This window comes from Flavobacterium sp. FlaQc-30 (assembly GCF_044005885.1).
Taxonomy (GTDB): domain Bacteria; phylum Bacteroidota; class Bacteroidia; order Flavobacteriales; family Flavobacteriaceae; genus Flavobacterium.
This window is the reverse complement of sequence record NZ_JBIPCO010000010.1, coordinates 46,500-58,191: the sequence shown is the minus strand read 5'-3', so window position 1 is coordinate 58,191 and position 11,692 is coordinate 46,500. Positions and strand designations below refer to the sequence as shown.

Annotated in this window: 13 protein-coding genes; all 13 read left to right on the top strand. The window is 30.8% G+C overall.

Annotated features, from left to right (window positions below; all coding sequences use genetic code 11):
* Positions 1-41: 41 nt before the first annotated feature.
* From ACHRV0_RS19725 to ACHRV0_RS19665, 13 genes are read left to right on the top strand one after another with little or no spacing between them, the layout of a single operon-like run.
* On the top strand, positions 42-1,205 hold the full coding sequence (locus tag ACHRV0_RS19725) for a glycosyltransferase (RefSeq protein WP_395442183.1): 1,164 nt from the start codon (positions 42-44) through the stop codon (positions 1,203-1,205).
* Between the two features lie 2 nt (positions 1,206-1,207).
* A complete protein-coding gene (locus ACHRV0_RS19720; protein ID WP_281922720.1) occupies positions 1,208-1,831 on the top strand; it encodes a CatB-related O-acetyltransferase in 624 nt (207 codons plus the stop codon).
* 5 nt (positions 1,832-1,836) lie between these two features.
* Positions 1,837-2,982: an N-acetyl sugar amidotransferase gene (locus tag ACHRV0_RS19715; protein ID WP_395442182.1), complete on the top strand. Its 1,146-nt coding sequence runs from the start codon at positions 1,837-1,839 to the stop codon at positions 2,980-2,982.
* The gene (hisH, locus tag ACHRV0_RS19710; protein WP_395442181.1) at positions 2,979-3,593 is read left to right on the top strand and encodes an imidazole glycerol phosphate synthase subunit HisH; all 615 of its coding nucleotides are present in this window, start codon (positions 2,979-2,981) and stop codon (positions 3,591-3,593) included. The genes ACHRV0_RS19715 and hisH overlap by 4 nt, the downstream gene beginning before the upstream one ends.
* 2 nt (positions 3,594-3,595) lie before the next feature.
* Positions 3,596-4,366, top strand: a complete 771-nt coding sequence (locus ACHRV0_RS19705) for an AglZ/HisF2 family acetamidino modification protein (protein WP_281922716.1) — start codon at positions 3,596-3,598, stop codon at positions 4,364-4,366.
* Positions 4,366-5,400 carry a polysaccharide biosynthesis protein gene (locus ACHRV0_RS19700; protein ID WP_395442180.1) on the top strand — a complete coding sequence of 345 codons (1,035 nt, stop codon included), beginning with the start codon at positions 4,366-4,368 and terminating at the stop codon, positions 5,398-5,400. The genes ACHRV0_RS19705 and ACHRV0_RS19700 overlap by 1 nt, the downstream gene beginning before the upstream one ends.
* A 7-nt stretch (positions 5,401-5,407) precedes the next feature.
* Positions 5,408-5,824, top strand: a complete 417-nt coding sequence (locus tag ACHRV0_RS19695; protein ID WP_395442179.1) for a WxcM-like domain-containing protein — start codon at positions 5,408-5,410, stop codon at positions 5,822-5,824.
* Positions 5,825-5,833: 9 nt separating this feature from the next.
* On the top strand, positions 5,834-6,952 hold the full coding sequence (locus ACHRV0_RS19690; protein WP_395442178.1) for an NAD-dependent epimerase/dehydratase family protein: 1,119 nt from the start codon (positions 5,834-5,836) through the stop codon (positions 6,950-6,952).
* Between the two features lie 32 nt (positions 6,953-6,984).
* Positions 6,985-8,124, top strand: a complete 1,140-nt coding sequence (wecB, locus tag ACHRV0_RS19685) for a non-hydrolyzing UDP-N-acetylglucosamine 2-epimerase (protein WP_395442177.1) — start codon at positions 6,985-6,987, stop codon at positions 8,122-8,124.
* A 12-nt stretch (positions 8,125-8,136) separates the two neighbouring features.
* A complete protein-coding gene (locus tag ACHRV0_RS19680) occupies positions 8,137-9,342 on the top strand; it encodes a glycosyltransferase family 4 protein (protein ID WP_281922711.1) in 1,206 nt (401 codons plus the stop codon).
* The gene (locus tag ACHRV0_RS19675) at positions 9,335-9,940 is read left to right on the top strand and encodes a sugar transferase (RefSeq protein ID WP_395442176.1); all 606 of its coding nucleotides are present in this window, start codon (positions 9,335-9,337) and stop codon (positions 9,938-9,940) included. Before ACHRV0_RS19680 ends, ACHRV0_RS19675 begins: the two co-directional genes overlap by 8 nt.
* On the top strand, positions 9,894-10,547 hold the full coding sequence (locus ACHRV0_RS19670; protein ID WP_281922708.1) for an acetyltransferase: 654 nt from the start codon (positions 9,894-9,896) through the stop codon (positions 10,545-10,547). The genes ACHRV0_RS19675 and ACHRV0_RS19670 overlap by 47 nt, the downstream gene beginning before the upstream one ends.
* Positions 10,540-11,688, top strand: coding sequence for a DegT/DnrJ/EryC1/StrS family aminotransferase (locus ACHRV0_RS19665; protein ID WP_395442175.1), 1,149 nt, complete (start codon positions 10,540-10,542; stop codon positions 11,686-11,688). The genes ACHRV0_RS19670 and ACHRV0_RS19665 overlap by 8 nt, the downstream gene beginning before the upstream one ends.
* The last annotated feature ends 4 nt before the right edge of the window (positions 11,689-11,692 follow it).

Genomic DNA, 11,692 nt, shown 5'->3' with positions numbered 1-11,692 from the left:
TATTGTAAAATCCGAATATAGACATTATAAAAATTAATTAAATGAAAATTGTACATCTTTGTCTTTCAAGCTTTTATATTGATAATTATTCTTATCAAGAAAATATGTTGCCAAAGTATCATGTTTTGCAAGGTCATGAAGTAACGGTTATTGCTTCTTTAGTATCTTTCAACTCGAGTGGGGAACCATGCTTATTAGAAAAAGAATCGACTAAAATAACTGAAGATGGTTACAAAGTAATAAGAGTAGATTACAAAAAAGCATTTTATAAATTTAATAAATTTGTTAGAATTTATAATGGAATTTCAGAATTGTTAGAATTAGAAAAACCTGATCTAATTTTTATGCATGATTTTTCTTTTTTAGATGTAAGAAAGGTAATCAGTTATGTTAAAAAAAACAGAAATGTTATAATGTTTGTAGATTGTCATACAGATTATATTAACAGTGCTCAAACTTGGATTTCATTGAATATATTTCACAAATTGATTTGGAGATATTATGCAAAAAAAATCAGTCCTTATGTACAGAAATTCTATGGTACAACCCCTTTGAGATCTGATTTTTTGAGAGATGTCTATAATATTAACTCAAAAAAAATAGAACTTTTAGTGATGGGGATTGATGATGATTTGATTAAAAATAAGGATAGAGTTTTATTGAAAAAAAACTATGCTGAAAAGCTTAATTTTAAAGAATCTGATTTTGTGATAGTAACGGGAGGTAAGATAGACTTAAAAAAAAATGTTCACTTATTGATGAAAGCAGTTAGTAATTTAAATAAAGTAAATGTAAAACTTGTAATTTTTGGGATAGTAACGACAGAAATGAAAAATGACTTTGATAGTTTATTTAACTCAGATTGCATGATTTATTCTGGATGGCAAAATTCAAATGGAATTGTTGATCATTTAATGTTTGCAGACTTGGTAGTTTTCCCAGGGACACATTCTGTTTTGTGGGAACAAGCCGTTGGGGTTGGAACACCATCAGTGTTTAAATATTGGCAAGGAATGACACATGTTGATGTTGGTGGCAATTGTGAGTTTTTGTATAAAGATGATGTAAATGAAATTGAAAATGTTTTAGATAATATTTTAGAAAGCTACGATAAATATAATGTAATGGCAAAACAGGCATTAGAAAAAGGATTGAGATATTTTTCTTACAGTGATATTTCCAAAAGAGCAATTAAAAGTTATTAGAAATGTTTAGAAAACTAGAATATATATTGTCAAAAGTTATTAAAAAACTTCATCTTAGAGCAATAACTAATAGTAATTTACATAAAACGTCAATAGTTTATGCTGGAAGTCAATTAGTAAATGTTGACATTGGTAAATATTGTGATATTGGATATGATAATACACTCATAAATGTTAAAATAGGATCATTTTGTGCTTTTGGAAAGAATATAGTGATAGGAGGAGCAAGTCATAGTATGGATTGGGTTTCAATTTCTACTGTTTTTAATTCAAATAAAGATGATCTAAAAAAAAAATTTTCAAGACATAGTTTTCCTCTTGACTCAATGACCAAGGTAGGAAATGATGTTTGGATTGGAGATAATGTAATGATAAAAGCAGGTGTTACAATTAATAATGGGGTGGTTATCGGAATGGGTAGTATAGTAACAAAAGATATTCCACCTTATGAAATTTGGGCAGGAAACCCTGCTAAATTTATCAAAAAAAGATTTAATGAAAATGAAATTAATGAATTAGAAAAAATGCAATGGTGGGATTGGGATGATAAAAAAATAGAAGAACATGCGTCATTTTTTAATAACCTTTCGGCACTAATAAACAAAGTCAAATTAGATACTATTTAAATTAAATGAAAAACAATAGAACTTATCAAATCTGTACCAAAACTATAATGGATACAACAGATCCAAATATTATATTTAATGAAAAAGGAGAAAGTGACTACTATGTAAATTTTATTAACAAAATTCTTCCCAGCTGGAAGACTGGAGATGAAGGCATGGCAGAATTACTAAAAACTGCTGAAAAAATTAAAAAAGATGGAAAAAATCGTGATTTTGATTGTATAATAGGACTAAGTGGAGGGTTAGATAGCTCTTATGTAGCCTATGTAGCTAAAGAAATTATGGGTTTGCGACCTCTGTTGTTTCATGTCGATGCAGGCTGGAATACTGATAAAGCAGTTGGTAACATCGAAAAACTATGTAATGGTCTTGGTTTAGATTTATATACTGATGTTATCAACTGGGAAGAAATGAAAGATCTTCAGGTTGCGTTTCTTAAATCACAAATTGCAGATCAGGATTTACCTCAGGATTATGCCTTTTTTTCTGGGCTTTATAAATTTGCTAAGAAAAATAAAATTAAATATGTTTTGACAGGTGGAAATTTTTCGACAGAATGTTGTAGAGAACCTGAAGAATGGGGGGGATTTCCAGGGATTGACACTATGTTAGTGAAAGATATTCATTCAAAATTTGGTAAGCGTCCACTTAAAACTTTTCCGCTTGTAGATATTTTAAGTTATAAACTCTATTACCGTTATGTTTTAGGAATGCAAGTTTTTAAACCCTTAAATTTAGTTCCATATATTAAGAGTGATGTTGAAAAACTATTGATTGAAAAATTTGGATGGGAACCATTTCAACATAAACATCACGAATCAAGATTTACTCGTTTTTATGAAGATTATTGGTTGCCAAGAAAATTTGGTTTTCAAAAAAGAAGAGCTCATTTCTCAAGTTTAATTCTTACAGGACAAATGACAAGAGAAGAAGCTTTAGATCGAGTTTCAAGACCCGAGTTAAGTGAAGACTTTTTACAAAAAGAGTTTGAATATGTTGCAGATAAATTAGATTTGACTACTCAACAGTTAAAAGAAATTTTTGAAGGAGAGAATAAAACTTTTCATGATTATAAAAATAAAATAAAATTAATTGGTTTTGGAGCAAAAATGATGCAGAAACTTGGATTAGAAAAGAGATTATTCAGATGATAACAATTGTTGATTATGGTGTGGGAAATATTAATGCTTTTGTAAATGTTTATAAAAGAGTTAATGTACCAACTAAGATTGCCAAAGTAGCTGCAGATTTAGAAAATGTTCAAAAAATAATTCTACCAGGAGTTGGTCATTTTGATCATGCTATGTCAGAATTGATAAAATCTGGTATGCGTGAAAAATTAGATGAATTGGTAATGGGAAAAAAAATACCGGTTATTGGTATTTGTGTGGGAATGCAAATGATGGGTAATTCAAGTGATGAAGGTAAATTGGCAGGGCTAGGATGGATTGATGCCTCGATTAGAAAATTTGATGAGACAAAAATTAAGCAAGTTACAAGATTACCACATATGGGATGGAATGATGTGAGTCCAATAATTTCGAATCCATTATTTGACGGATTAGAAAAAGATGCTTTGTTTTATTTTTTACATTCTTATTATTTTGAGTGTAATAATAAGAATGATGTCTTGGCAACCTCAGATTATGGTGGAGAATTTGCTTGTGCAGCGCATCATGAAAATGTTTATGGAATTCAATTTCACCCAGAAAAAAGCCATCATTATGGTGAAACCTTACTACATAATTTTGCAAAACTCTAAACATGCTTAGACCTAGAATAATTCCAAGCCTTTTGGTTCATGAAAATGGATTAGTGAAAACTATAAATTTTAAGAATCCTAAATATGTTGGAGATCCGATTAATGCAGTCAAAATTTTTAATGAAAAAGCAGTTGATGAGCTAGCTGTTTTTGATATTGATGCAACAGTATTGGGCAAAGAACCTAATTATAGTCTTATTGAGAGATTAGCTAGTCAATCTATGATGCCTTTATGTTATGGAGGCGGTGTAAAAACAGTAGAACAAGCGCAACGAATATTTAGCCTTGGCATCGAAAAAATAGCATTAAGTTCGGCAGTATTGCAAAATCCAAATTTAATTACTGAGATATCTGATCGTGTAGGGGCACAAAGCGTCATTGTAGTGTTAGATGTTAAAAAGAAGTTATTAGGTGGTTATGAAGTATACACGCATAACGGGAAAAAAAGTACAGGAATTAATCCTGTTAAATTTGCAGAAGAGGCTCAGAAATTGGGAGCAGGCGAAATCGTAATCAATTCTATTGATAGAGATGGACAAATGAAAGGATATGATCTAGATTTAATAGATAAAGTAAGAGAAAAAATAACACTGCCTATGACAGTTTTAGGTGGTGCAGGTTCTTTGAATGACATTGAAAAAATTATTGATAAACATGGTGTTATTGGAGTAGCTGCAGGAAGTTTATTCGTTTTTAAAGGACCTTATAAAGCTGTCTTGATTAATTATCCAACTCAAATCGAAAAAAATAAGATTTTCAAAATAAATCAATAATGAAAATACAAAATAAAATTCTTCTTATAACAGGAGGAACAGGCTCTTTTGGGCATGCAGTATTAAATCGTTTTTTACATACGGATCATTTTAAAGAAATCAGGATTTTTTCTCGTGATGAGAAAAAACAAGATGATATGCGTAATCAATTGAAAAATGATAAGTTAAAATTTTATATTGGCGATGTTCGTGACTATAGTAGTGTAGAACGTGCAATGAGAGGTGTAGATTATGTATTTCACGCTGCAGCATTAAAGCAGGTTCCGTCTTGTGAGTTTTTTCCGTTAGAAGCAACAAAAACAAATGTTTTTGGAACGCAAAATGTTATCGATGCAGCAGGGGTCAACAAAGTGAAAAAAGTAATTTGCTTAAGTACTGATAAAGCGGCATATCCAATAAATGCTATGGGGATTTCCAAAGCACTGATGGAGAAAGTAGCGGTAGCGGCTTCTAGAAATTTAACGGATACTACAGTTTGCTTAACAAGATATGGAAATGTAATGGCTTCAAGAGGGTCAGTAATTCCTTTGTTTTTAAAACAAATAAAAGAGAATAATCCAATTACTATTACAGACCCAAATATGACACGTTTTTTGATGTCATTAGATGAAGCTGTAGAATTAGTTTTGTTTGCTTTTGAAAATGGTAATCCAGGGGATTTATTCGTAAATAAAGCACCAGCAGGGACGATTGGAGATCTAGCTCAAGCATTAAAGGAGCTCTGTAATGCGGATAATGAGGTGAAAACTATAGGAACACGTCACGGCGAAAAATTGTATGAAACTTTATGTACTCGTGAAGAGATGGTAAAAGCGGAAGATATGGGAGATTTTTATCGTATTCCAGCGGATAATCGTGATCTAAATTATGCACAGTATTTTTCTGAAGGGGAAGAAGATATTTCTTTAATTGAGGATTACCATTCGCATAATACCGAACAACAGGGAGTTGAAGGAATGAAAAAACTGCTGTCAACTTTGCCATTAATCAGAAAAGAAGTTTTCGGAGAAGATGTTGCTCAAATGCCAGGGTAAATAAAAAATGGAACTAAAATTAATTAATGGAAATTGTCATTCTGACCCACGAGGAACATTATTATATAATAATGATTTTGATGCTTCTATGGTCAAAAGGATTTATATTATAGAAAATGAGAGCCCAGAATTTATTAGAGGTTGGCAAGGACATCAGATAGAACAAAGATGGTTTTCTGTTGTCAGTGGAAAATTTAAAATCCAACTAATTAAAATCAACAACTGGGAAAAGCCATCGCTAAATTTGGAGGTTTTTACATATTTAATTGATTCTGAAAAATTAAATGTACTTCATATTCCGCAAGGATATGTAAGCAGTATTCAATCTTTAGAATTAAATTCTAAATTACTCGTAATGGCGGATTATTTACTAGGAGAAATTAAAGACGAATATCGATACGATATTGATTATTTTAAAATTTAAAATCAAATAATGTTAAAAGTTGGTATTACTGGGCAGGCAGGATTTGTTGGAACACATTTATATAATACAATTGGTCTTTTCCCAGAAGAGTTTACACGAATTGAGTTTCAAAAGGAATATTTTGATGATAACAATAAATTGAACGCATTTGTTGCAGAATGTGATGCTATAATACATTTGGCAGCAATGAATCGTCATAGTGATCCTCAAGTGATTTATGACACTAATCTAGGATTAGTTCAGAAACTAGTTCAATCACTTAAAGCAACAAATAGTAAATCTCATGTACTTTTTTCTTCATCAACACAAGAGGAAAGGGATAATCTTTACGGTAAATCTAAAAAAGAAGGCAGAGAATTAATGATCGATTGGTCAAATAACTCAGAAGGACAATTTACAGGAATGATTATTCCAAATGTTTTTGGACCTTTTGGTCAGCCAAATTACAACTCTGTGGTTGCTACTTTTTGCTATAAACTTTCGCACAATGATAAACCAGTTATTGATATCGATGGCGATCTAAAATTGATCTATGTTGGAGAATTAGTAAATGCAATTATTTCAGAAATCCGAAGCAAGAAAGGGAAGGCGGAAATTTTAGTACAGCATACCTCAGAATGTAAGGTATCACAAATTTTAGCTCTGTTAGAAAAATACAAATCAGAATATCAAGATAAAGGGATTATTCCAAGTATAGAAACTTTATTTGAGTTGAATCTATTCAATACATTTCGTTGCTACATGGATATTAAAAACCATTTCCCTGTAAAATTTGTTGAGCATACAGATCCTAGAGGGTCATTCGTAGAAATTATTCGATTAGGAGTTGGCGGACAAGTTTCATTTTCAACTACGGTGCCCGGTATTACTCGAGGGAATCATTATCATACCAGAAAAATTGAAAGGTTCGCTGTTATTAAAGGAAAAGCACTAATTCAATTACGTAGAATTGGTACAGATGAAGTTTTAGATTTTTATCTCGACGGGAATGAACCATCATATGTAGATATGCCAATTTGGTATACTCATAATATTAAAAATATAGGAGAAGAAGTATTATATACCAATTTTTGGATTAATGAATTTTATGATCCAAATGATCCTGATACTTATTTTGAAAACGTATAATTAAAAGAAATAATATCCTAGATATATAGATAATGAAATCAAGATTAAAAGTGATGACTGTGGTCGGTACGAGACCAGAAATTATTAGGCTTTCAAGAGTTATGGCAGCTTTAGATAGTTCAGATGCAATTGAACATATAATTGTTCACACAGGTCAAAATTATGATTACGAACTAAATCAAATATTTTTTGATGATTTAGGAATACGTAAACCTGATTTTTTTCTTAATGCTGCAGGAGCAACAGCAACAGAGACTGTAGGCCAAATACTTATAAAAATTGATCCTTTATTAGAAACAGAAAACCCTGATGCTTTTTTAGTTTTAGGAGATACAAATAGCTGTCTTTGTGCAATTCCAGCAAAAAAAAGACATATTCCGATTTTTCACATGGAAGCTGGAAATCGTTGTTTTGATCAGCGAGTTCCCGAAGAAACAAATAGAAAAATTGTTGACCATGTTTCTGATGTTAACTTGACTTATAGTGATATCGCTAGAGAATATTTATTGAGAGAAGGTTTGCCTGCAGATCGCATTATCAAAACAGGTTCTCCAATGTTTGAAGTCTTAAACCACTATTTGCCATCAATAGAATCTTCTGATGTTCTAGAAAGATTAGGCCTGAAAAATGGAGAGTTTTTTGTTGTCTCGTCACATAGGGAAGAAAATATCAATAGTGAGAAAAATTTTCAAGGCTTAATGGATAGTCTGAATCTTATTGCTGAAAAATACAATTTTCCAATTATTGTAAGTACACATCCTCGTACTAGAAATATGATTGAGAAAAAAAATATTCAAATGCATAAAAACGTACAATTTTTAAAGCCATTAGGCTTTAATGATTATAACGCTTTGCAAATGAAATCTTTTGCTGTCTTATCAGATTCAGGAACTATTTCAGAAGAGTCTTCAGTGTTAAATTTTAGAGCTCTTAATATTAGGGATGCTCACGAAAGACCTGAAGCAATGGAAGAAACTTCTGTAATGATGGTTGGTCTAAGTCCGGAAAGAATCATGCAAGGATTAGTACAATTGCAATATCAGAAAACTGGAAAAGAAAGAAATTTCAGGCCAGTTGCTGATTATTCAATGCCGAATGTTTCTGAAAAAATGGTTCGTATAATTTTAAGTTATACTGACTATGTGAAGCGAGTTGTTTGGAGTGAAATATAGCAAACAATTCATATGAAAGTACTTTTTTTAACGATGGTAAAAATTAATTCCTTTTCAGATAGAGGAATTTATAACGACCTTCTTCGTAAATTTTATCAAGAAGGCCACGAGATTTTTGCTGTATGTCCTGTTGAACGAAGAGAAAGAAGAAAAACATTTGTAAAAAAAGAAGTTGAAGGAACGATTTTAAATGTGCAAACATTTAATCTTCAAAAAACAAATATTGTAGAAAAAGGGATGGGTGTTTTAGCAATTGAATACCAATTTCTTAAAGCAATAAAAAAATATTTTTTCGATATAAAGTTTGATTTAATCATTTATTCTACTCCTCCCATTACTTTTTCAAAAGTTATTAATTTTATAAAGCAACGTGATAAAGCTTATTCCTATTTATTGTTGAAGGATATTTTTCCTCAGAATGCAGTTGACATGAAAATGCTTAAAGAGAACGGAGTCTTACATAATATTTTTTTGAAAAAAGAAAAAAAACTATATAAGCTTTCAGACATGATAGGATGCATGTCCGAAGCTAATAGAGAATATATTTTGGATCATAATCCAAGTGTTGGATTTGAAAAAGTAGAAGTTAACCCGAACTCTATAGAACCTTTTGTCTTTTTTCAAAATGAAGCTGACAAAACAAAAATAAAGATTAAGTATAATTTACCTATTGGGAAAAAAATATTTGTTTATGGTGGTAATCTCGGAAAGCCACAAGGAATAGATTTTTTACTGAAGACAATTCAATCTAACACAAATCAAGATGCTTTTTTTTTAATTGTTGGTACAGGTACAGAATACAATAGAATTAAAGATTGGTTTTTGAGATTAAATCCAGATAATGCATTGTTATTAAATGGCTTACCTAAAGCGGATTATGATTTGTTATTGAATGCCTGTGATGTTGGAATGATTTTTTTACATAAAGATTTCACTATTCCTAATTTTCCTTCAAGGTTACTTTCGTATTTAGAGATGAAGATGCCTATTATTTCAGCTACTGATGAAAGTACAGATATTGGTACAGTTATAGAAAAAAACAACTGCGGTTTTTCAGTTATTTCTGGAGATATTTTAGCCATGAATCAGGCTATTGAAAAAATGCTAATAGATGAAAAGCATTTCAATAATATGAAGGAAAACGCATGGAATTTGCTGAAAAATGAATATACAGTTGATAAGTCATATCATTTAATAAAACAAAAAATAGATGTATAGTTTTTTTTTTAAACGTATTATTGATATTGTAATATCATTTTTTGTTTTACTTGCTATTTTTTCCTTGATCTTAATTATTACATTATTTCTGACCATTGCAAATAATGGAAAGCCTTTTTTTGTTCAAAAGCGACCAGGTAAAAATGGAAAAATATTTAAAATAATCAAATTTAAAACCATGAATGATAAAAAGGATGTTCATGGGGAGCTATTACCAGATGCTGAAAGATTAACTAAGGTAGGCAAATTTGTACGAACAACTTCATTAGATGAAATTCCTCAATTATTAAATGTTTTAAAAGGTGATATGAGTCTTATAGGACCACGTCCGTTATTACCGGAATATCTACCTTTATATAATGAATTTCAAAAGCAACGACATAATGTTAAGCCCGGAATTACTGGATGGGCACAGGTGAATGGGAGAAATGCAATTTCATGGCCTCAAAAATTTGAATATGATGTTTGGTACGTCAACAATATTTCATGTATTTTAGATTTTAAAATACTGATAAAAACATTTCAAAAAGTAATTAAAAGCGAAGGAATTAATGCAGCAAATGTTGCCACAACAGAAAAATTTAATGGAGAATGCTAAATATTTATATGGAGCGAGTGGTCATTGTAAGGTGATTATTGAAGCATTAAAAAGTAATAACATAACTGTTAATGCTGTTTTTGATGATCAGCCAAAAACGGAAATAATAAATAATATTCCGATTCTTAATTCATTGCAATTATTAAAATTGAAGGCAGGTAAAATAGTTGTTTCAATAGGTAATAATCAGATTCGTAAAGTTATAGTTTCAAAAATAGAAAACTCTTTTTTTACAGTATTACATTCTAAAGCCATAATCTCGGAAAATTCAAAAATTGGAGAGGGAACAGTTATTATGGCAGGTGTAATAGTCAATTCAGATGCACAAATAGGTAAACATTGCATAATTAACACAGCGGCTATAGTAGAACATGATTGTAAAGTTGATGATTTTGTTCATATTTCTCCTAATTCAACATTAGCAGGGAATGTTTTTGTTGGAGAAGGAACTCATATTGGTATTGGGGCATGTGTAATTCAAGGTGTTAAAATTGGTAAATGGGTAACTGTGGGTGCCGGAGCAGTAATACTTAAAGATATTCCTGATTATGCAGTAGTTGTCGGAAACCCGGGAAAAATTATTAAATACAATAAAGTAAATGAATAAATCAAAAATATGGTTGTCATCTCCACATATGGGAGGTACGGAACAAAAGTATGTGCAAGAAGCTTTTGATACAAATTGGGTAGCTCCATTAGGGCCTAATGTAAATGGTTTTGAGAAAGATTTAGAACAGTATTTAAATGAAGAAATATATGTTGGCGCTTTAAGCTCTGGCACAGCCGCTATTCATTTAGGATTAATTTTGTTAGGAGTTAAATCTGGCGATGAGGTACTTTGTCAAAGTATGACATTTTCGGCTTCAGCAAATCCGATAATGTATCAAGGCGCTACACCAGTTTTTATAGATAGCGAGCTAGATACATGGAATTTGTGTCCGATAGCTTTAGAAAAAGCTATTGTTGATAGAATTTCTAAAGGTAAAAAACCAAAAGTAATTATTGCTGTAGATCTATATGGAATGCCATATAAAATTGAGGAAGTGCAGGCTATTTCAGAAAAATATGAAATCCCTATTTTAGAAGATAGTGCAGAAGCATTAGGAAGTCATTATAAAAATAAAAAATGTGGAACTTTTGGTGAAATTGGTGTCCTTTCTTTTAATGGAAATAAAATTATCACAACTTCTGGAGGAGGTGCTATTGTAACAAGAAATAAAAACACTAAAGAAAAAGCAGTTTTCCTTTCTACTCAAGCAAGAGATAATGCTCCACACTATCAACATAGTGAAGTTGGTTACAATTATAGAATGAGTAATATTTGCGCAGGAATTGGCAGAGGGCAAATGGAAGTTTTAGATGATCATGTTAAGTTTAGAAGAAACATGCATGATTTTTATGTAGATTATTTTAGAAATGTTGATAGTATAACAGTTTTAACAGAACCAAATGATAACTATTTTTCAAATCATTGGTTATCCGCAATTATTATTGATTCTAAGAAAAACGGAGGTAAGACCAGAGAAAATTTAAGATTAGCTTTTGAAGTAGAAAATATAGAAAGCAGACCACTTTGGAAACCAATGCATTTGCAGCCAGTTTTTAATGAATATCCGTATTATGGTTCTAAAGTAGCTGAAGAGTTATTTGAAAATGGATTATGTTTGCCATCAGGATCAAATTTGACCAACGAAGATCAAGATAGAATTAAAAATGTATTAGATGTCTTTTTTAAGGCAAATAGTTAATAAG

Coding starts and splice junctions, on each gene's coding strand:
- ACHRV0_RS19700 (WP_395442180.1), top strand. CDS start 4,366: ATGAAAATACAAAATAAAATTCTTCTTATAACAGGAGGAACAGGCTCT.
- hisH (WP_395442181.1), top strand. CDS start 2,979: ATGATAACAATTGTTGATTATGGTGTGGGAAATATTAATGCTTTTGTA.
- ACHRV0_RS19675 (WP_395442176.1), top strand. CDS start 9,335: ATGTATAGTTTTTTTTTTAAACGTATTATTGATATTGTAATATCATTT.
- ACHRV0_RS19680 (WP_281922711.1), top strand. CDS start 8,137: ATGAAAGTACTTTTTTTAACGATGGTAAAAATTAATTCCTTTTCAGAT.
- ACHRV0_RS19715 (WP_395442182.1), top strand. CDS start 1,837: ATGAAAAACAATAGAACTTATCAAATCTGTACCAAAACTATAATGGAT.
- ACHRV0_RS19690 (WP_395442178.1), top strand. CDS start 5,834: ATGTTAAAAGTTGGTATTACTGGGCAGGCAGGATTTGTTGGAACACAT.
- wecB (WP_395442177.1), top strand. CDS start 6,985: ATGAAATCAAGATTAAAAGTGATGACTGTGGTCGGTACGAGACCAGAA.
- ACHRV0_RS19665 (WP_395442175.1), top strand. CDS start 10,540: ATGAATAAATCAAAAATATGGTTGTCATCTCCACATATGGGAGGTACG.
- ACHRV0_RS19720 (WP_281922720.1), top strand. CDS start 1,208: ATGTTTAGAAAACTAGAATATATATTGTCAAAAGTTATTAAAAAACTT.
- ACHRV0_RS19670 (WP_281922708.1), top strand. CDS start 9,894: ATGCAGCAAATGTTGCCACAACAGAAAAATTTAATGGAGAATGCTAAA.
- ACHRV0_RS19725 (WP_395442183.1), top strand. CDS start 42: ATGAAAATTGTACATCTTTGTCTTTCAAGCTTTTATATTGATAATTAT.
- ACHRV0_RS19705 (WP_281922716.1), top strand. CDS start 3,596: ATGCTTAGACCTAGAATAATTCCAAGCCTTTTGGTTCATGAAAATGGA.
- ACHRV0_RS19695 (WP_395442179.1), top strand. CDS start 5,408: ATGGAACTAAAATTAATTAATGGAAATTGTCATTCTGACCCACGAGGA.